The organism is Nocardia sp. BMG51109, from assembly GCF_000526215.1.
In the GTDB taxonomy this organism is placed as follows: domain Bacteria; phylum Actinomycetota; class Actinomycetes; order Mycobacteriales; family Mycobacteriaceae; genus Nocardia.
The window spans coordinates 3,657,970-3,678,099 of record NZ_JAFQ01000004.1 but is presented as its reverse complement, the minus strand read 5'-3'; the positions used below and the strand labels follow the sequence as shown (position 1 = coordinate 3,678,099).

The 20,130-nt window shown below is 65.6% G+C and carries 18 protein-coding genes and 1 pseudogene; 10 read left to right on the top strand and 9 right to left on the bottom strand.

Going from position 1 to position 20,130, the window contains the following annotated elements; all coding sequences use genetic code 11:
• Positions 1-4 precede the first annotated feature (4 nt).
• The 3 genes from fadD11 to D892_RS0118250 all read left to right on the top strand — a co-directional run bounded on the left by fadD11 (position 5) and on the right by D892_RS0118250 (position 4,174).
• Positions 5-1,810, top strand: a complete 1,806-nt coding sequence (fadD11, locus tag D892_RS0118255) for a fatty acid--CoA ligase FadD11 (protein ID WP_024802631.1) — start codon at positions 5-7, stop codon at positions 1,808-1,810.
• A gap of 90 nt (positions 1,811-1,900) precedes the next feature.
• Complete coding sequence (locus D892_RS49635) at positions 1,901-2,413, top strand: excalibur calcium-binding domain-containing protein (RefSeq protein WP_084161113.1); 513 nt, start codon at positions 1,901-1,903, stop codon at positions 2,411-2,413.
• Positions 2,414-2,467: 54 nt separating this feature from the next.
• On the top strand, positions 2,468-4,174 hold the full coding sequence (locus D892_RS0118250) for a hypothetical protein (protein WP_024802630.1): 1,707 nt from the start codon (positions 2,468-2,470) through the stop codon (positions 4,172-4,174).
• Here the strand turns inward: D892_RS0118250 and D892_RS0118245 are convergent.
• The 3 genes from D892_RS0118245 to D892_RS0118235 form a co-directional block, all read right to left on the bottom strand.
• Complete coding sequence (locus D892_RS0118245) at positions 4,154-6,130, bottom strand: hypothetical protein (protein ID WP_156959558.1); 1,977 nt, start codon at positions 6,128-6,130, stop codon at positions 4,154-4,156. The two genes, D892_RS0118250 and D892_RS0118245, sit on opposite strands and share 21 nt — an antisense overlap.
• An 81-nt stretch (positions 6,131-6,211) precedes the next feature.
• The gene (locus D892_RS0118240; protein WP_024802628.1) at positions 6,212-7,027 is read right to left on the bottom strand and encodes an acyl-CoA thioesterase II; all 816 of its coding nucleotides are present in this window, start codon (positions 7,025-7,027) and stop codon (positions 6,212-6,214) included.
• Between the two features lie 31 nt (positions 7,028-7,058).
• The gene (locus D892_RS0118235) at positions 7,059-7,742 is read right to left on the bottom strand and encodes a TetR/AcrR family transcriptional regulator (RefSeq protein WP_232236108.1); all 684 of its coding nucleotides are present in this window, start codon (positions 7,740-7,742) and stop codon (positions 7,059-7,061) included.
• Positions 7,743-7,768: 26 nt separating this feature from the next.
• Here D892_RS0118235 and D892_RS0118230 point away from each other — a divergent pair, with 26 nt between their 5' ends.
• The 3 genes from D892_RS0118230 (at position 7,769) to D892_RS0118220 (ending at position 10,843) form a co-directional block, all read left to right on the top strand.
• On the top strand, positions 7,769-8,197 hold the full coding sequence (locus D892_RS0118230; RefSeq protein ID WP_024802626.1) for a nitroreductase/quinone reductase family protein: 429 nt from the start codon (positions 7,769-7,771) through the stop codon (positions 8,195-8,197).
• Between the two features lie 127 nt (positions 8,198-8,324).
• Positions 8,325-9,821, top strand: coding sequence for a plasmid pRiA4b ORF-3 family protein (locus D892_RS41445; RefSeq protein ID WP_024802625.1), 1,497 nt, complete (start codon positions 8,325-8,327; stop codon positions 9,819-9,821).
• A gap of 119 nt (positions 9,822-9,940) precedes the next feature.
• Complete coding sequence (locus tag D892_RS0118220; RefSeq protein ID WP_024802624.1) at positions 9,941-10,843, top strand: hypothetical protein; 903 nt, start codon at positions 9,941-9,943, stop codon at positions 10,841-10,843.
• A 354-nt stretch (positions 10,844-11,197) separates the two neighbouring features.
• Here the strand turns inward: D892_RS0118220 and D892_RS0118215 are convergent, their stop codons facing one another.
• The 3 genes and pseudogenes from D892_RS0118215 to D892_RS41440 all read right to left on the bottom strand — a co-directional run.
• Positions 11,198-11,644, bottom strand: coding sequence for a hypothetical protein (locus D892_RS0118215; RefSeq protein WP_024802623.1), 447 nt, complete (start codon positions 11,642-11,644; stop codon positions 11,198-11,200).
• Positions 11,641-12,366: a TetR/AcrR family transcriptional regulator gene (locus D892_RS0118210; protein WP_024802622.1), complete on the bottom strand. Its 726-nt coding sequence runs from the start codon at positions 12,364-12,366 to the stop codon at positions 11,641-11,643. The genes D892_RS0118215 and D892_RS0118210 overlap by 4 nt, the downstream gene beginning before the upstream one ends.
• Before the next feature lie 17 nt (positions 12,367-12,383).
• A pseudogene (locus D892_RS41440) lies at positions 12,384-12,677 on the bottom strand (TetR/AcrR family transcriptional regulator C-terminal domain-containing protein); the annotation flags it as partial.
• 158 nt (positions 12,678-12,835) lie between these two features.
• Here D892_RS41440 and D892_RS46750 point away from each other — a divergent pair.
• The 4 genes from D892_RS46750 (at position 12,836) to D892_RS0118185 (ending at position 16,977) form a co-directional block, all read left to right on the top strand.
• Positions 12,836-12,976: a hypothetical protein gene (locus D892_RS46750; RefSeq protein WP_156959556.1), complete on the top strand. Its 141-nt coding sequence runs from the start codon at positions 12,836-12,838 to the stop codon at positions 12,974-12,976.
• A gap of 24 nt (positions 12,977-13,000) precedes the next feature.
• Positions 13,001-14,599: a DUF2252 domain-containing protein gene (locus D892_RS0118195; RefSeq protein ID WP_232236107.1), complete on the top strand. Its 1,599-nt coding sequence runs from the start codon at positions 13,001-13,003 to the stop codon at positions 14,597-14,599.
• A gap of 67 nt (positions 14,600-14,666) precedes the next feature.
• Positions 14,667-16,316 carry an MFS transporter gene (locus tag D892_RS0118190; RefSeq protein ID WP_024802619.1) on the top strand — a complete coding sequence of 550 codons (1,650 nt, stop codon included), beginning with the start codon at positions 14,667-14,669 and terminating at the stop codon, positions 16,314-16,316.
• A 286-nt stretch (positions 16,317-16,602) separates the two neighbouring features.
• Complete coding sequence (locus tag D892_RS0118185) at positions 16,603-16,977, top strand: PLDc N-terminal domain-containing protein (RefSeq protein ID WP_024802618.1); 375 nt, start codon at positions 16,603-16,605, stop codon at positions 16,975-16,977.
• Positions 16,978-17,018: 41 nt separating this feature from the next.
• On the opposite strand, the gene D892_RS0118180 is transcribed toward D892_RS0118185, so the two are convergent.
• The 3 genes from D892_RS0118180 to D892_RS41435 are packed head-to-tail and all read right to left on the bottom strand — an operon-like array spanning position 17,019 to position 19,963.
• Complete coding sequence (locus D892_RS0118180) at positions 17,019-18,764, bottom strand: ABC-three component system protein (protein WP_024802617.1); 1,746 nt, start codon at positions 18,762-18,764, stop codon at positions 17,019-17,021.
• On the bottom strand, positions 18,751-19,005 hold the full coding sequence (locus D892_RS45255; RefSeq protein WP_084161110.1) for an ABC-three component system middle component 6: 255 nt from the start codon (positions 19,003-19,005) through the stop codon (positions 18,751-18,753). The genes D892_RS0118180 and D892_RS45255 overlap by 14 nt, the downstream gene beginning before the upstream one ends.
• Positions 18,989-19,963 (bottom strand): ABC-three component system protein, encoded by a 975-nt coding sequence (locus tag D892_RS41435; RefSeq protein ID WP_024802616.1) that lies wholly within the window; start codon positions 19,961-19,963, stop codon positions 18,989-18,991. Before D892_RS41435 ends, D892_RS45255 begins: the two co-directional genes overlap by 17 nt.
• Positions 19,964-20,130 lie beyond the last annotated feature (167 nt).

The following is a 20,130-nucleotide window of genomic DNA, read 5'->3' as shown; positions in this document are numbered from 1 at the left end:
GATCATGACCACCACTCGGTTCGAAACACTCTGTGCGGCTTTTCAACACAATGCCTCCCAGCAGCCGGATTCGGTCGCCCTGCGCACGCCCGGCGACGCCGCCACGCTCACCTGGCGCGAGTACGCCCGGCAGGTGCGCGATGTCGCCAACGGCCTGGCGGCGCTCGGTGTGCGGAGCGGCGACACCGTGGCATTGATGATGTCCAACCGCATCGAGTTCTATCCGCTGGAGGTCGGGGCCATGCACCTCGGGGCCACCTCGTTCTCGATCTACAACACGTTGCCCGCGGAGCAGATCGCACACGTACTCACCAATTCCGGTGCGCGCGTCGTGATCTGCGAGCCGCAGTACGTCGATCGGCTGCGTGCCGCCGGGGTCGAGCCGGATCACATCGTCTGCGTGGACGAGGCACCGTCCGGCACCCTCTCGGTCGCGGAGCTGATCGCTTCCGGTACAGCCGGTTTCGACTTCGAGGCCGTATGGCGTGCGGTCGGCCCCGACGACGTGGCGACCTTGATCTACACGTCCGGCACCACCGGCGCACCGAAGGGTGTCGAAACCACCCACGCCAACCTGCTTTTCGAGTGCTATGCCGTCGAAGAGGTGCTGGGGATCCGCTTCGGCGACACCATCACCTCCTACATGCCCTCCGCTCATATCGCCGACCGCTTGACGGCGCTGTACTTCCAGCTGGCCTTCGGAACTCAGGTGACCTGCGTCGACGACCCGAGCCGTATCGGCCCCGCCCTGGCCGATCTGCATCCGACGATCTGGGGTGCGGTCCCGCGGGTCTGGGAGAAGCTCCGCACGGCTATCGGTGCCGCCGTCGCGGCCGAACCCGAGGAGGCTCGCAACGGCATCGAATGGGCGCTCGGCGTGGCCACCCGCCGTGCCGACTACCAGCTCTCGGGACAGGCGATTCCCGATGACCTGCAAGCCGAGTGGTCTCGTGCCGACGAACTGGTGTTGTCCGGCCTGCGCGCCGAGCTGGGCCTGGACCGAGTCCGCTGGGCCCTGTCCGGCGCCGCCCCGATCCCCCGCGACACCCTGGCCTTCTTCGCCGGCCTCGGCATCCCCATCACCGAAATCTGGGGCATGTCCGAGCTCACCTGCCTCTGCACCGTCAGCCACCCGGCACAGGCCAGGCTGGGCACCACGGGAATGTTGCTCCCGGGGATGTCCGCGCGGTTCGCCGAGGACGGTGAACTACTCGTCCGCGGCCCGCTGGTCATGAAGGGTTACCGCGGCGAGCCGGAGAAGACCGCCGAGGCCGTCGACACCGACGGCTGGCTGCGCACCGGCGACGTGGTCACCCGCGACGAGGACGGCTACTTCACCGTCGTCGACCGCAAGAAGGAACTCCTCATCAACGCGTCGGGCAAGAACATGTCGCCGTCGCACATCGAGAACACGCTGGAGACCGAATGCGCACTCATCGGCGCCCTCTCGGTCATCGGCGACGGGCGACCGTACAACACGGCGCTCGTGGTGCTCGATACGGAGACCGCCAAAGCCTATGCGGCCCAACACCAGTTGCCCGAATCGGCCGCCGCGCTCGCCGCCGATGGATCAGTCATCGAGCAGATCGCAGCCGGGATCGGCTCGGGTAATGCGAAATTGGCCCGTGTGGAACAGGTCAAACGGTTCCGGATACTGCCCGTCTTCTGGGAGCCCGGCGGCGACGAGATCACAGTGACGATGAAGTTGAAGCGGAGAGTCATCGCCGATAAATACGCCGAGGAGATCGAACAGCTCTACGGGACGGCACCGCGAACCGCTGTGCACGAACCGATCCGAGAGACCGACTGAGCGAGTCCGAAAACGGGTCGACCTGCCACGACCGCGCTAGAGGTTGCGCACCTGTCGACGGCAAGGTAACAACATCCGGATGCGCCCGAGGTGATCCTGACTCAACCGGCGGCGCCGCTCGAACTCGAAACAACCCCGACAGGAAACTCGTTGTCCCCCATCCGCACTATCCTCGCTGTAGCCACCGTCGGGGTCGGCCTCCTCACCGCTTGCAGCAACACCGTCGCTCCCCGGGCCCTCCCTGCGGACCCGACCGGTTCGATCGTTCCCGAATCCGCATCGACACCGGAACCCACGGCCCCGCCTCCCACGCTCGATGCCCCGGTGGACACCAACGCCGCCGCAGCCGGACCGCCGCCACCGGCAGAGCCCCCACCGCCGGCCGAGTCCCCTGCACCGGCCGAGCCGCCGACGGCCGCCCCGCCGCCCTCTGCGACAACGCCGCCCGCGCACACCAAGCCGGCCCCGACCTCGGCATCGAAGGTCTATTACAAGTCCTGCAAAGACGCCAAAGCCGCAGGCGCGGCACCGTTGCGCAAGGGCGACCCGGGCTACCGGGCAGGTCTCGACGGTGACAATGACGGGGTTGCCTGCGAGAAGTGATTCGCGCGGCACATCCGCACGACCTGCTCGTCCGTACCGTTACTATCGGAATCCGTGTCACCGGTCGAACAGCAGCAGGACGAACGCGATGCCCGCTGGTCGACCTATCCGAACTCACGCACCGTACTGGCGGTGGTACACAACATCACCGCGGCAACGAGATTGTTCGATGTTCTCGGAGTCCTCGCGAGCGATCCACGAATCCGAATCGAGTTCTCCCGCACCGGATCCTCCGCCTTCGACGCCGACACCAGCGGCTTCCTGGAGGCTCGGGGAGCACGCGAAACACCCTGGCGGACCGCGCTGACCCAATCCTTCGACCTGGCCGTCGCCGCCAGCTACGGCGGCGAATTACACCGTATCCAAGCACCTTTGGCCGTGGTTCCGCACGGAATGGGATATAATAAATTCCTCGCCGCAAATCGCAAATCGCAAATCGCAAATCACGTTGAAAGTCCCGTTTTCGGGTTGTCCGAAGAGTGGTTGATGTACGACGGCCGGGTCGTACCGTCGCTCATCGTTCTCTCGCATTCCGAACAGCGCGACCGCCTACTGCGCTCATGCCCGGAGGCGGACCCGAAAGCGCTGGTCGCAGGCGACATCTGCTTCGACCGCCTGCATGCGAGCACTCCCCTGCGCGCCACCTACCGACGCGCATTCGATGTGCGGCCACAGCAGAAACTGATTGTCATATCCTCCACTTGGGGCCGTGACTCACTACTCGCCGTGCACCCCGAACTACCGCGAACCCTGGCCGCCGCACTCCCGGCCGACGACTATCGGGTAACCCTGGCAGTGCATCCGAACGTCCCGGCGCACCATTCGCGCTGGCAGCTGTCGGAGTACCTGTCCGGCGCGGCTCGCGCAGGGGTGCACATCCCGGACACGGTCGACGACTGGCGCACCGCCCTCGTCGCCGCCGATCTCGTCGTGGGAGACCACGGGTCCGTCTCGTTCTACGGCGCGGCACTCGGCCTTCCGCTCCTGCTGGCCACCGCACCCACCCACACCGTCGACCCCGGCTCCCCGATCGCGCAACTCCTCACGGCGGCACCACGATTCGACGAATCCGCCGATCCCACGCACCAGATTCGGAGCACGATCGCCGATCATGTCGCGGACCGATACGCCGAGATCACCACACTGACCACCTCCGAACCCGGATGCGGCGCGGCCGTGCTCCGCACGGCCCTGTACGAGCTACTCGACCTCGCCGAACCCACCGAACCGGCCGAACTCGATGCACTGCCACTGCCGCGCCGGCCCATCACCGGTCCGGATTCCCATGTCGTGCAGGTGGTTACCGGTTCGGACCGCACCGCCACGATCACGCGCTACCCGGCGGAGTCCTTGCGCGCCGGCACCTCGCCCCGCCCCGGAACACATCTGGCCGCCGGTGTCCGCGAGCCGCGCGTGCGATGGCTGCAACTCGCCGACCTCGTCATCGGCGGTGCGGGAAACGACACCGAACGGTGGATCACCGACACACTCACGCGGATGCCGGGATGCGCCTGGGCGACCGCTCCGGAATCACCCGGACGCTGGCTGCTCGGCGACGGCGAGCACCTGCTGCGAGTCGACGGATCCGACCATGCCTGCCGGTTGTTCGCCTCACTCGCTTACCATCTCGTCGCCCGCGGCGGAACGGTGCCGGACCTGGCCGGCCGCTGGACGATGCACTGCGGCGGAGAAGCCCTGTCCGTCACGGCGATCGAGACGACAGAGCGGAAGGCGACCCGCTCATCCGCCGGCAAGCCGTGACTCGACCTCCGCGACAGCGTCGGGGAAACACAGATCCCGATAGATTGCGAGAGCGGCGCCGTACCGCTCGGGCTCGGACTCACCAGCGGCCCGGGCACAATCACCCAGGGCCACAAGTATTTCCGCTTCGTCGAACCGCCTGCGACGACCTCGCATCACCGCCAGCGCATCGAGCAGCGGCTGCCGCGCTTCGTGCGGCCTGCCCGCATCGACAAGCTTGCGCCCGCGCCACATCCACACCTTCGCACGGTTCTCGGTCTCATCCGACACCAGCGAATCGAAGATCTCCTCGGCCTCGCCCAGCAGCGTCAGCGCCCGATCGGGTTCCTCGGCCTTCGCCAGATGCAGTGCCGCCAAGGCGATTCGGCGCGCGTCACCGATATCGGTGGCTATCCGGTGGTTGCTCCGCAGGGCATCTCGCGCCGCATCGGTCTGCCCGGCCGTGATGTAGGCGAGTCCGAGACCTTCCAAGCTCGACGCCTCCAACTGCACGGACGCGGCCGATCTCGGCAGTTCCCGGGCCAGCCGCATGGCCTCACCGAAAGCCGCTGCCGCAGCATCGAGTTCACGTAGCCAGTAGTGCCGGAAACCCAGTTGCATCTGTAGCAGGCTCTCCACCGCACGATTACCGGACCGCCGTGCCGAGGCCACTCCGTGTTCGTGGATCACCTGCATGGCATCCAGATTCTTGTCCTTCTCGTGGAACGACCACAGCAACACGCACCAGCGGGCAACCGTGTCGTCTCGCCCGCTCGCGTACGCGTAGTCGGCCGCCGCCGCGATGTTCGCCATGTGACTGCGCAGCCAGCGGCGGGCCTCGTCGGCGTCGCGGAATTCCGCTGTGCCCGTGGTGGGGAAGGACGCCCGCAGCACCAGCGCTCGCCAGGGCCGGGCCGGCGCCAGGAGTACATCGGCGGCGCCGATGCTCTCGTCGTAATAGCGGAGCAGACCGGTTTCGGCCTCGGCACGCACGTCATCGGGGTCTTGCTCGACCGACCGGGCGTGCACGCGCACCAGCTCCGCCACGTGGTAGCCGCCGTCCCACTCCGAGACCAGGTGCAGATCGGCGAGTTCCTGCAGGGCCCATGTTATTTCGGCCTCCGGAACGCGCAGGGCCCGGGAGAATGCGGCCGGATGGACATGACCGCCGTGCGCGCGCAGACCGAACGCCCGATAACACCGCGCGGGCAGCTCGTCCAGCGACCGGTACGCGGTATCGAACACCTTCGACAGCACCTGACGCGACCGCCACCGCTCGTCCCCGAGCCGGTCCGCCAAGCCACCGATAGACCGGCCGCGCTGCTGCCGCAGCATGCCACCGACGATGCACAGCGCACCGGGGAGGTTGTCGCACAAGGAGACCAGGCGATCGACCGCTTCCGGTTCCGCATCGGCCCGATCCGCGCCGACGATGCCGACCAGCAACTCGCGCGCCGCCGCGGCGTCGAGTCGCTCCAGCTCGAACACCTCCACTCCCCCTCCGCTGAGATCCGTTGCGGGAGAACGCTCGGTCACCAGCACCAGCGATTCCCCGTCGGCCGGCCGCAGTACCCGCACCTGGCGCTCGGTCGTGGCACCGTCGATGACGACGAGCAGCCGCAGTCCGGCCGTGCGAGCCAGATACCGGTTCCACCGCGCGTCGGCACGGTCGGGAATCTCCTCCCGCCGATCACCGAGCGCCAGCAGACCCTCCAGGAGCTTGTCCGACTCGGAGACGGCGTCGTCCAGCGTGTCGGACAGCCGATAGAACAACTGCCCGTCGGGATAGCTCGCACCCAGCAGATGCATCAATTCCGTTGCGGTCGCCGTCTTCCCGACCTTCGGTAACCCCTTGAACACGACCGTCACGTTCCCGGTGCTCGACGCGGCCAGCCCACGCACGGCCCGCAGCACCTGCTCCCGATCGACATGATTGCTGTTGCGCGGCGGAATTCGCATAACCCCTGCACTCGTCACGGCGGCACCTCCCCATCGCTGAGCGCAGCCTACCGGGAGGCAGCGCCGTCACGCGCGCGTACGCGCGAGGAAATCCGTGCGCTATGCCTTGAAATAGACGAGCTGATGACTGGTCGCGAGCAGAGTTCCCGCACCGGTCCACAGCTGGGCCGCCTGGTCGGCGAAGCCCGCGCCGAAATGCTGGGAGCGCGCGGTGGCCAGCACGGGCTCGTCACCTTGCTCGACGACGGTGGCGGCGTCGGCATGGAAGTAGATGCTCAGCGAGACGGTTCCCGCGGGGACCACACGGCCGAGCCGGAGCATGATCCGGGGAACGAAGACGTCGCTGATCGCCGTGAGCGAGAAGTGATCCAGCGAGCGCGGCGGGGCGTCACGCACCCAGAGCGTGGTCGTCGAGTCGTTCGCCGGTCCGCTCGGTGCGACATCGAAACTTCCGGCGGTGAAACGCATCTCGTAGTTGCGCATCCACGGGATGAACTCGGGGGTTTCCTGCGGCGCGATCGTCCGAGCCTCCGGAGCCCGCGGCGGCGCGATCTCGGTGGCGGCGAAGGTGTCGCGGCGGGTGCCGAAAACCGCTGTGGCGGTTGTCTTCACCACTCCGTCCTGCGTCATCGTCACGATCCAATGCTGGGTGGAGCGATTGGTCTGCGCCGGATCGGCCGTGATGACGAACGGCCCGTCGCCGATCGGCGACGCGTAGTTGACGGTGAGGGACAACGGCTCTCCGAGCCGCTGCGGATGCCGGGAGACCGCCCGCAGCAGCGTCGCCGCGGTGACGCCGCCGAACGGACCGACCATGTTCGCGTAATCCTGGCTCGTCTGCCCACCGAATGTCCCGTCGGGTTCGGGGGTGAGATGGACGGCCTGATCGAACGGGTGAGAAACAGTAGCGGTCACCTGGGCTCCTCGGACGGCAATCGACGGTGCGTCACTCGACGGTGGTCCGCGGCAGCAGACCAAGGGTCAGACGGGTCACGGTATCGTTCAGCAGATCGTCGATATCGTCAGGACCGACCATCCCGGATGTCACGAAGCCGACCAGGCCTTGCAGCGCAACGGCGATCGTCCGCCCGAGGCGCATGGGATCGCCCTCGACGACCTCGCCGCGAGCCTGCCCCTCGGCGGTCAGCCGCACCGGAACCGCGAACGCGCCCGCCACGGCCGCGGCCATGTCCGCGCCCGTGGCCGGGCTGTGTTTGCGGGCGAACATCAAGGTCAGCAGTGCCGAATTGTCGAGGGCGAAATCCAGATAGGCGCGCGCCAGCACCCGGAACCGCTCCTCGAACGGACGCCCCTCGGCCTCGACGGCGGCCGCACCGAAGGCGTTGCCGAGTCGTTGAAATCCCACGAGGGCCAACGCATCCAGCAATGCCTGCTTGTCCGGGAAATGACGGCTGGGCGCATTGTGGGTAACGCCCACCTCGCGCGCGAGACGGCGCAGCGAGAGCCGCTCCACGCCGTCCGCACGCAATGCCTGCTCCGCACGGCCGAGCAGTTGCTCCCGCAGATCACCGTGATGGTAGGGACGATCGGCACACATAGCGGTTATCAGCCTAGCATCGATGTTGACATTGACCACTTTGTGGACAATGCCTACATTGGACATGCCCATCCGCGCCGGAAATAGCGAGGACAGTCATGACCGACCTCTACCATCGCGTGTTGAACACCCACCAATGGATCTATGAGCGAACGAGCGGACTGCTGGGGCACCGCCTGCTACTCGGCACCCCAACTCTGTTGTTGCACACCATCGGTCGCAAGTCGGGCCGCCCCCGAACCGCCGCCCTGATCTACGCCCGGGACGACCGGGCATATCTGGTAGTCGCCTCCGCCGGCGGATCGCCCACACCCCCCGACTGGCTCGCCAACCTCAAAGCCGAGCCCGACTGCGAAATTCGGATCGGCACCCGCAAGAAGCGGGTCCACGCCCGCGTCACCCTGCCTTCCGACCCGGATTTCGCCCGCCGCTGGTCGCTCCTCGACGCCGCGAACCGAGGCCGGTACACCGGCTACCAGAAAAAGACACAGCGCACGATCCCGATCGTGGAGCTGCAACCGGCTTGACATTCTCGTGAAGCCGGCAATGAGCTTCAGGGATCGTCGTGGACTCACCGCTGCCTGCACCGCCCCCTCAGAAGAGCCCGCACCGCTGGGGTCAGCACTATCCCACCACGCGGTAGCCTCTCGGGCGATGAACGATGACCAGCTCGGCGAATTCGCCGCAGCCCTGCCCGGCAAGAGCCCGGAAGAACTGAGGGCGCTGCTCGGACACATCTTCGCCGTCGGGCGCGAGGAGGCCGAGGAGTTTCCCGTCCCGTCCCGGCGCACGCCTCGGCGAAGTGAGACGGTCACCTACCGCGTGCGCGTCGACCTCACCGACACCAAGCCTCCGCTGTGGCGACGCCTGGAGATCTCGTCGGACCTGTTCCTCGACGAACTGCACGAGATCCTCCAGATCGCATTCGGCTGGACCGACAGCCATCTGCACCAGTTCGGCAGCGGGCCAAGGTATTACGACCTCATGACCGAGTACTACCTGTGCCCCTATATGGCCGAGGAGGGCGACCGGCCAGGCATCCCCGAGCAGCAGGTCCGGCTGGACGAGGTGCTACGGAACAAGAGCGACACGCTGTTCTATTGCTACGACTTCGGCGACGACTGGCTGCACGCGATCACCCTCGAGGAGGTGCTACCCGACCGGCCCGGTGCGCCGGCCGCTGTGTGCATCAAGGGCCGGCTTCCAGGGCCGCCCGAGGATTGCGGAGGCGTTCCGGGATACGAACTACTCGCCGCCGCAACCGATCCCGAGCACCGTGACCACGACGCCGCTCGACTCGAGTTCATCGAAATATACGGAGCCGAGCCACCGCGAGACCTGCTCACGCCATTCGACCCGGACGACATCAACCAGGCTCTCGCCTCATTCGTGCGGCGGGAAACCACAGACCAGGTCGCGGAGAAACTACCGCCCGCCCTCGCGGACCTCCTCCGCACAGCCCACGGCATGCTCCGGCGCCACCTGCTGGTGCTGATCGATCGAGCCCGCCTCGACACTCCGGTGCCGATCGACACGAAAACAGCCGCCGCCATGGTGAGCCCATACTCCCATCTGCTCGAAATCATCGGCGACGGCGTCAAACTCACGAAGGCCGGCTTCCTACCACCGGCCATCGTCGAGGAGATCTTCACCCGGCTGCACATGGGCGACGAATGGATCGGCAAGGGCAACCGTGAGGACCTCACCCCACCCGTCCACGACCTGCGAACATCGGCAGTCACCCTGGGCCTGCTGCGCAAATACCAGGGCCGCCTCCGGACCACCGCCAAAGCCCGTGCGTTGCAAGGCGATCCACTCGCCCTGTGGCACCACATCACCGAACGATTCCCGGCCACGCTGAAGAAACACCACCAACAACACGGCACCCTGCTCTACCTCATCGCCCTCGCCGCCGGCGAAACAGACGACATCACCCAATTCGTCGGCGAGGTCATGCCGGCGATCGGGTGGCAGATCGACGGCGGCAGAATGGATCCGGCGGTCCACGACGCAGTTCGCCCGGTGACCGACATCCTGGATCGGATGGGACTGCTGCGGTGGGAGGGGTCGTGGCCGGGGAAGTATCGGCGGGCGACGGAGAAGGCCACCGTGTTCTCCCGGGCGGTGCTGGCGGCGTTACCGAAAGAGTGAGGTCGGCCTGCCCGTGCCGAGGCTCGCGTTGCCCACCGCGCGATGTGGCCATCGGACCTGGTGACACGGTGTCCGATTTGTTCAAGACCCGCTCCGCCGGCCGTGCGATCGTTGCACCCATGGATGTCGATCTGGCGCGTGCCGCATCGTTTCTCGCCGGCCACGGCCGGCAGCTCGACCGGCGCCGATTCGAGTTGGCTGTGGGGAAGGCGGGACCGGACGCCGTACTCGCCGCACTGGACGGCTACCGCAATGACGACGGCGGTTACGGCTGGGGATTGGAGCCCGACCTGCGCGCGCCGGAAAGTCAGCCCGGTGGCGCGCTGCACGCCTTCGAGGTTTTCGAAGACATCGCGCCGGCCACCACGGTACGCGCGGTCGAATTGTGCGACTGGCTGAACTCGGTGACGCTCCCCGACGGCGGCCTGCCGTTCGCGCTGCCGATGGCCGACGCCAGCGCCTGCGCGCCCTTCTGGGCCAACGCCGAGCCCACTGTCTCGACATTGCAGAGCACCGCCTTCGCCGCGGGCGCCGCCCTGCGGGTCGCCGCGCACGACCCAGCCGTCGCGGCGCACCCCTGGCCGGCGCGCGCCGGCAAGTACTGCCTCGACGCGATCAGCGCATTGGACTCGGCACCACACGCGATCGCGCTCTCGTTCGCGGTCCGCTTTCTGGACGCCGCGTACGAGCGGTACCCGGAGGCACCCCGCCTGCTGGCGCGGCTCGCCCGGTTCGTGCCCGATGACGGACTCGTCCCTGTTCAGGGCGGCCGTGCGGGAGAGACGATGCGTGCCCTCAATTTCGCCTCGGTCCCCGGCAGCCCGGCAAGCACACTGCTACGCGCCGGCGTGATCGAAGCCGAACTGGACGAGCTGGCCGCACAACAACAGGACGACGGTGGCTGGACCGTAGACTTCGACAGCTATTCTCCGGCCGCCGCACTGGAATGGCGCGGCTACATAACGGTGGGCACCATACTGACGCTGAAACGCGCCGGACGGCTACAGCTCTCACCACACTGACCCGATAGTCGGCGTCCAGCCAGCTCCTGATGGCACTGGACGCTGCGCGTAAAATTGGATAGCACCGCGGTCGCGGAAAACACCAGAGCAGACATCCTCGAGGAGATCTTCACCCGACTGCGCATGGGCGACGAAGAAACGCCACCAACAACACGGCACTCTGCTCTACCTCATCGCCCCTCGACTTTCGCGGTTTCTGACGAACGGGTGTTCGATGGCGTGCCACGCGCTCCGTCCACCGTTCGGACTACTCCACGGCTCCGAGGTCGGAAGTGAGCTTGGCTGAATCGAACCCGCCGCTGGCGGGGGCGGTGTCAAAATCACCGGCCGCCTTTCCTGTTCGAATCGGAACTGTCAGTTGGCCAGGATGTCGTCGATCAGGGCGTACAGTCCCCAGATCGACAGTGCGGCCATGAGCAGGTATTCGCGCCAGGCGAACGCCGGGCGTGCCTGAATAGCCCACGACATCAGCTTGACCGGCGGGTATGGGCTTTCCGGGAGCTTGTCGGGCGCCAGCGGGTGGATGAAGCGGTGGAAGTAGATCTGTATCAAGCTCATTCCGACGAACAGGCCGGTGAGGAAGCTCAGTGCGTCCATGCCCGTCGCGAACAGCAACACGACGAGGATTACCTGTACCAGCAAGGTGATGTCGTCGTAGATGGCGATGACCCGGTGGTTCTGGCTGTAGTTGCGCTCCATCGCCCGGATCCGCTTGTCGTAGGGCAGCAGGAAGTGCACGGCGAATCTCACCAGCGACTGTACGCAGTACAGGATCAGCAGAACGATGAGTGCGATTTTCATATCGAGTCTTTCTTATCTGAATTCGGATCGAACCAGGCGTGCAGGATCGATGGCTCCACCAAGGTGATCGCCCCTGATGGAACCCCCAGCATCCGTTCGATCGCAGCGGTATACGAGGTGACGGTTCGGTCGATTGTGTCCAGGGTTATCTGCGCGGACTCGGAGTTCACCGGCTCGGAGGCGAGGAACAGCTCGGCCAGCCGCCCGTTCAGGTCGTGGATCAGATCCACCAGAACGCGGCCGAAGTTGCCGGGGACGGGCACAGTGAACACGCCCTCGCCGACACCTTGTTCGATGACCTGCCCGAACAGCGGCGCCAACCGCTCTGTGGTGATTGCACGGGTTCGCTGCCGCAACAGAGCATTATGATCGGATTGCCACACCTCGAGTAGTGCAACCAACCCGGTGCGATGCCCGGTCTTCCAGCCCGCGAGTGCCGCGAACATTCGGCCGAGCTTGGCGAGCGGATCGCGGCCCTCCGCGTGAGTTTCCGGCTCGAGCTGGGCTCGTATCGTCTCCGCGGTCCGCTCCACGACCCCGGCCAGCAGAGCCTGCTTCGAGCCGAAGTAGTGGTACAGCGCGCCCCGGGAGATACCCAGGTCGCCGAGCACGTCCTGGATGCTCATCTGGGCATAGCCCTTGGCGATGAGCAAACGCTGTGCGGCGTCGAGGATCTCGCCGCGCCGCACTGCGTAGGCCGCCGGATCCACCGTTCGGGCCACTCCAACTCCCTCCGCAATTAATAAACCGTTGAACGGTCTAATAATAGACTGGCAACGGTTCTGCGGGCAAGGCACATCTGTGGCCACTGGTCCGGCTGGGCCGTTCGGTGTGTGGCGAGGAAGGTGCGCACCGCGTGCTCGGCGTAGCGGTCGAGTTCTGCTGCGGGTGGGGTGTCGTCGATACCGAGGAGCATGGCGCGTTCGAGCGGTTCGGCCATCAGCAGCCAGTTGAACTGGGTTGCCGCCAGGTGTGGATCGTCGATCTGGAGTGCACCGTCGGTGGCGAGCTTGTCGAACATGGCCGCCAGCGAATTAGAACACCTCTTCGACCGTCACGTAGTCCTCGCCCCCGGTGTTCGACTGGTTCCCTACCGCCATGGGTCGGGGTTCTACGCACTACCTGCACAGAACGGTCCGAGCCAGTCACCGGGCGCGTACACGCCGGAACGGTCCGGCTACCGCTGCGTCCATGCAGGTGATCATCAGTGTGCCGGAGTGCGCGAAAGGTGCCTTGCACGCGCCGGCGGTGACCGGCGGCGCAGGACTCATTCGGGCGTTCTGGCGTACCCCCTATCGGATCATCCGTTCGGGGCGCATGCTGATTCTGTAGCTGCCGTAGTACCCGTGGTGGTCGGTGCTGATCATCGCACCCGATGTCGGCGCCGTCCGAGCGGTGTCGACCACATCAGACCCCTGCGCGAATGAAATCCAGTGGCGGCGATATTCGCCGCCGATTGAGGCGGATTCTATGAATGCCGCACGAAACGAACTGCTCGATAACGCCGAGCACGAAAAGTTGCAATGCCTGCGCCGGGAGTCGGCGGATCCGCGTGGCGACGGTGTTACCGCATACCGGACCAGGAGCGAACGGGCGCGACACGGGAAGGCTGCGCGCCGCGACCTTCCGCTCGCCGCGCTCGCGCAGCACGACAGCACCGCGACACGCGATCCCGTCGGCCTGCTCGAGCGTCAGGCCGGCGATCGGGTCGCGGAGCTCGTCCCGATCCGCTACGGCCGCATGGCGGCCTCGGCGTTCTCCTTCTATCGAGGCGCGGCCGCGGTCATGACCGACGACCTGTCCCACACGCCTGCCACCGGCCTGCGCACCCAGCTGTGCGGGGACGCCCACCTGAGCAACTTCGGGCTCTTCGCCACTCCCGAACGCAGGCTCGCATTCGACGTCGACGACTTCGACGAAACGTATCCCGGACCGTTCGAATGGGATGTCAAGCGACTGGCCGCGAGCCTGGCGATCGCGGCGGCCGCGAACGGATTCACCGGCAAACAATGCAACAGGGTGGTGCGGGCCTGCGCCGCCGAATACCGCGAGACCATGACCGGGCAGGCGCAACGGGGGAATCTGGCGGTCTGGTATTCCCGCATCGACGCCGCGGCCGAACTCGAAGCCCTTCGCACCCAACTCGATTCAGCACAGCGCAAACGGACCCGCTCGGCATTGCAGAAGGCGCGGCGCCGCGACAGCATCCAAGCCTTGTCGAAGCTGACCAGGGTCGTGGACGGTACGAGACGTATCGTCAGCGATCCGCCACTGATAGTCCCGATCGAAGAGTTGTACACCGAAACCGATGGGGAATCGCTGTATCGAGACCTGCACCAGCGACTCGACGCATACACCCGCACACTGCAACGAGATCGGCGCCTCCTGATCGAGCAGTATCGGCTGGTCCAGTTCGCGCGCAAAGTGGTCGGTGTCGGCAGCGTCGGAACCCGCACATGGATCGCCCTGCTACTCGGGGCCGACGACGGTGACCCACTGTTTCTCCAGGTCAAAGAGGCAAGCAGGTCGGTCCTCGCGGATTACGTCGAAGGCCCGCCGTTCACGACCGAAGGCGAACGGGTGGTCACCGGGCAGCAACTGATGCAATCCGCCAGCGACATCTTCCTGGGCTGGACTCGCAACCCGGGCCCCGACGGCGTGGAGCGCGACTTCTATATACGTCAGCTCCGTGACGGCAAAGGTTCGGCGGTGATCGAGACGATGGCGCCCGACTTCATGACGTTGTACGGGCGACTGTGCGGCCGAGTCCTCGCCTTCGCCCACGCCCGGTCCGGGGACCGGATCGCGATTGCCGCCTACCTCGGGACCGGCACCGAATTCGATTACGCCCTGACCGAATTCGCGGCAACCTACGCCGAACAGAACGACCGCGACCATGCGGAGCTGACCAAGGCGATCGATCGGCACCGCATCACCGCGCACACGGGAATCTGACCCACGGCGCCCCAGCAACGAGACCGCGAAAGGGGTTCTTCCGCAGCAAGATACGAGGAGTCGACTCATGGCAACGGACCGAAAGCCAACCGCGGCAACAGGCTCCGGCCTGGTGCTCACCGTGCTGGCGTCCAGCCAGTTCCTGATGACACTGGACGCCTCCGTGATGAACGTATCCCTGGCCACCGTGGCCGCGGACCTCGGCACCACGATCACCGGCATCCAGACGGCCGTCACCTTGTACACGCTCGTGATGGCGACCCTGATGATCACCGGCGGCAAAATAGGGACGATCCTGGGCCGGCGCCGGGCATTCGCAGTCGGCCTCGGCATCTACGGACTGGGCTCGTTCGTCACCACCGTGGCGCCGAACCTGACGGTGCTGCTGATCGGCTGGTCTCTGCTCGAGGGAATCGGCGCCGCGTTGATCATGCCCGCGATCGTCGCCCTGGTCGCCGCGAACTTCCCGCCCGAACGACGTTCGGCCGCTTACGGTCTGGTGGCCGCGGCCGGGGCGGCGGCGATCGCGGCGGGCCCGCTCATCGGCGGCGCCGTGACCACGTTCGCCTCGTGGCGGTACGTCTTCCTCGGCGAGGTCGTCCTCGTGGTGATCATTCTGCTGATGCTCCGCCGGATCAAGGACGTCGCACCCGCGAAGGTACATCTCGACCTGGCCGGCTCGGCCCTGTCGGTGCTGAGCCTGGGCATGCTCGTCTTCGGTGTGCTGCGGTCGAGCGAGTGGGGCTGGATCCAGGCCAAGCCCGGCGGAACGGAGATCCTCGGACTGTCCCCGGTGGTATGGCTGCTGCTCGGCGGCTCGGTGCTGCTGTACGTCTTCCTACGGTGGCAAACCCATCTGGCCGACCGCGGCGGCGAACCGCTGATCGACCCCCGGCTGCTGCGGAATCGGCAGCTCACCGGCGGACTCAGCATGTTCTTCGCCCAATTCACGGTGCAGGCCGGAGTGTTCTTCGCCGTCCCCCTGTTCCTGTCGGTGGTGCTCGAACTCAACGCGCTACAGACCGGGCTCCGAATTCTCCCCCTGTCCTTGGCGCTGCTGGTAGCCGCGGGCGGAATCCCCAAACTCTGGCCGCACGCGAGCCCCCGCCGCGTCGTCCGGTTGGGCCTGATGTCGATGATCGCCGGCATCCTGTTCCTCGTGGCGGGCATGGATCCCGGCGCCAATGCCGCCGTCGTCGCCGTCCCCATGGTGCTGCTGGGCCTCGGATTGGGCGCTCTGGCAGCACAACTCGGCGCCGTCACCGTGTCGGCCGTGACCGATTCGCAGAGCGCCGAGGTCGGCGGACTACAGAACACGGCCACCAATCTCGGCGCCTCCCTGGGGACGGCATTGATCGGATCGGTACTCATCGCAACCCTGAGCGCCTCGATCGTCGCCGGAATCCAAGCCGACCCCGCCGTACCACCGTCGGTGAAAGAACAGGCCACCACCGAACTGGCCACCGGCGTCCCGTTCCTGTCCGATACGGAACTGCGCACAAAACTGGAGAGCGCCGCGGTCCCCGAAGACACCAGTGCGAACATCCTCGAGGTCAACTCCACCGCACGCCTCGACGCATTGCGAGTCGCGTTCTCCCTCGCCGCATTTCTCGCCGTCGGAGCATTGTTCTTCACCGGGCGGATACCCCGGCAACCCGTGGGTGCACCCGACCGGAACGACATCGACGCCACCCCGGCCTCGGACAATCCCGAGTAGATCCGCGAGCCACCGGCGATGCCGGATCGGGGACCTTCTGCTCTGGTACACGAGAGTCCTTCGCACTACCTTGAATTCGTGTAGTCGAGGCTGGAGGCACGACTCATAGGAGGACACGCGATCCGCAAGCCGCGTGCGACAGCCTCAGTGCCGTACGAACTCGCGCTTCATGAACGCCTGACCGGACGGCCTCTATCCCGCGGCCACGGCCGCAGCGGCACCCACCGCGACCTGCCTCCGAGCAGGCCACCCGCGGACTGCCGTCGCCAAAGAAGGGCAATCGCAAATGTCTGTGTGGGAAGTGTTCTGGCTCATCATCATGAGCTTCTTGTTCGTTGCATACCTGATGGTGCTTTTCTCGATCATCGCCGACCTGTTCCGCGATCGCGACACCTCGGGCGTCGTCAAAGCACTCTGGATGGTCAGCCTGATCATCCTGCCCCTGATCACCGCCGTCCTCTACCTGATCCTGCGCGGAAACAGCATGGCCGACCGCGCCACCGCACACGCCGTACGCGCCCGCGACGCCCAGGACACATACATCAGAGACGTCGCAGGCACCAACTCCGTATCCCAGATCGCCGACGCAAAGAAACTACTCGACGCAGGAACAATCACCACCAAGGAATTCGACCAGATCAAACACACAGCCCTCACCTGACGGGCGGTCCGGACCGAGCGGTGGGCTGCGGGCACCCGTATCTATCCGAAACGGAAGCCGAACAGCCCACCGGTCTCGGTCTCATCGGTCAGGTGGGTTCCGAGGACATAGGGCCCCGAATCGAACGCCCCGTCGCTCTGCGCCTCGACGCTGGCTAGAAAATCGGAGTTCAGGGTCACGATGTACTGGAATCCGACTTCGTCGGCGAGCCTGGCGCCGATATTCAAACAGGATGCGACCTGCCGACCGTCGATCGAGTCGAAGAGGTGGCTGTCGTGGACGAGGATTCGCGGACCGCGCCCGGCTTTGATCGCCGCGACCGTGCAGACCATATCGAGCATGAAGATTTCCACACTGCGGATCCCGGAACTCGCGTCGCCGGAGATTTGTGGCTCGACCGTGAGTATTCCCTTGGGACTGGGTGATACGAGCAGGGATGCCTCGCGGTCGGTGTAGATCTCCGCACCGAGTTCGCCGAAGAGGGCGATCGATTCGTCGAGCTGATCGGATCGGTCATGGGTTTCCGCCCGCACCGCCGCGACCAGTTCCGCGGTCTTCAATTTGATGGTGTCGTTGATCATGGTGATCGACTGGGCCGCGTCGAGTCGCCGCTCGATATCCGCGACCTCCGCCTCGCGTTCGGCCAGATCGCGTTGTGCACTCAGGAATGTATCGAGAGCGACCGTTTCGCTGAGCAACCGCATGACCTGCGCCCTCCGGGCGTCGAGGACTCGGCGTTCCCGGTCGATGACGGCGAGACGTGAACGGACCGCCTCGAGCTCTTGTTCGAGGAACAGGCGCCGGTTGCGTACAACAGACTGATGGAACGCGGCGACATCCTCGTAGCGGCGAGTGACGGTATCCGGCAGCGCCACACCTATTTCCGCATAGACCCGATCCAATTTCGCGGTCAAGCTGTCGTTCACGGCACTGACCATCTCGTCACGGAGGGTGTCTTCGAGTTCTCGTTGTCGCCGTTGAAGGGCCAGCCCTTCCTCGTTCCGCCGGCGGATATCTGCACTCAACCGATCAGCTTCCCGCTGATGGTCGGCGTAGCGATCGTCGACCTTGAAGGCCCGGAGATCCTCGCGCATGCGATCGCGGCGCCGTCGCGCGGTTGCCACACCTGCGCGCAGTGCCGACTCGTCGAGTGACAGGTGTGCGAGTGCGCCCTCCTGAACCGCCTTACGAATTGCCTTGCTCTGCTTGGTGAGCCGGTCCAGTTCGCCGGCCTTGCCGAGAATTTCAGGAGACAGGCCCAGCATGAAGCCCAGTTTCACACCGGATTCCCAGTCCGGTTCCGCCTGATGACCTTTGATGGGGTTGAGGAACGAGGTTCTGATCAGCTGCGCCCACAGCTGGCCTACCGTGGGACGAGCAACGCCTTCGGGTATGCGAAATACCCGGCGTGACAAGAGCTCCCGCCACTCGTCGACTTTCATTTTCGTTTCGCCGACGGTCGCGGACCAACCGTGGACCTGCACCTTACTGCTGGGCGATACCGCCCGGTCCACCGATACCTCTTCCTGTCCAGTCGAAGTCGACGCCGGGAGGGTGAGCTGGGCATGGAAGCAATGTTCGGTTAGTTCGGCCGCCTTGAACTCCGGCGGCAGTTCACCACCGAAAAGGTAGCGGAGGATCTTGACGAAGCTCGTCTTACCACTGCTGTTACGGCTCTCCCCCTGTTCCGACCGCGCAGTGCGGTCGGCGAGAAGTATGTTGAGTCCCTCTCGGAAGTACAACGTTTTGAAACGATGATCCGATGCGGAAATCTCATTGAGGAACATGTGCACGCCTCAACCGGCCGTCGTCGAATGCGTCGATCAGGCCCATCGCGTACAGAGATGCCAGCGCCAGGGAGAACCAGTCGAAAGTGATCCGACGTGGTCTCACCGCCGCGCGCTGGCGGTCACTGTAGCGCTCCCACAGCGCCGACACCGACATCGGGCTGCGAAGCTCCTCGAGCAGTTCCGACCCGACCGTGAGAAGGGCACGTTCCGGCGATACACCCTTAGTGGGCAAAAGCATCGGGCACCTCCACAGTCGACGTCGTGGCCTCCTCATCGGGCGGCATCTCGAAGATATGGCACGAGTCGAAGAAATAGGAGACTACGGCGAATGCGGCGTTGGCTCTTGTGCCGTCCATGCGCACGTTGGGCCCGGCCACCGCGACGTAGAGCCGCTCGAGGATCTCGCCGGGACTCTCGGTAACAGCGCGGATCTCCTGGTACAGACCACGAAAACGTTCGCCGTGGGCGTCGTAGAGACCGGGATCCGACGACTCCGCGTACCACCGATCGATTTGCGGAGCCAGGAGCCGGCCGGAGTTGAACTCTGTCCGGCTCGCCTCCGACAGGGCGTTGAAGTCCATCTTGGTCGCCGGTATGGGCGACACGGCGCTGATCGACCCGACCACCTCGCCATCGGTACCCAGCGTGTCCAGCAAGGGAATGAGGTCTTCCAGCTCGACGTGGGCGATCCCCGGCGCCCCGGGGAACAGCTCGTTCAGGACGTCCATGCCCAGCTTCACGACGATCTCGCGCCATAGCTTGTCGGTACCGAACGCACGAATCGTCAACGGGCGTACGGACTCCGGGCCGTGTGCCTGCTGGAGATCGACAATCGTCTGCGTCGCCTTCGGCCCCATGGGCGCGTTGGTCACAAATCGCCAGGTATGGAACGCGGGCCACTGGTCGTACACTCGCGCGAAGTCCCCACCGATCTTCTTGACCAGCTCATCTTCGGCGTTGCGCCCCGGCCGCTGGCCGTAACAGGCATAGGCGATCGTTCCGGCCTCGGCCACCCCGTCACACCCACCGTCACCCCATCGCCCCGTTGGCGCCGGATTGAGGAAATCATCGTGGAAGCGTCCGAGAACCCCCTCCACATACTGCTCGAACGGCGTACCCGACCGAGCGCAGGCCACCAGATGGCGGCTGTAGTACCAGTCGAGCCAGTTGGCCGACAGCAAGCTCGGCGTCTCCATAGTGACTCCCCCTCCGGATCACAAGTCGAATGCTTTCCAGACCACTGCACGCAATCATCGAGTCTAACCGATCACCCACACCCGTTCTGCCGCGCCGAATCGATGAATCGGCCGGGTTGTCTGATCGGTTCCGTTGCAGGGCAACGTCCCCGGCAACGGCAGCCCGT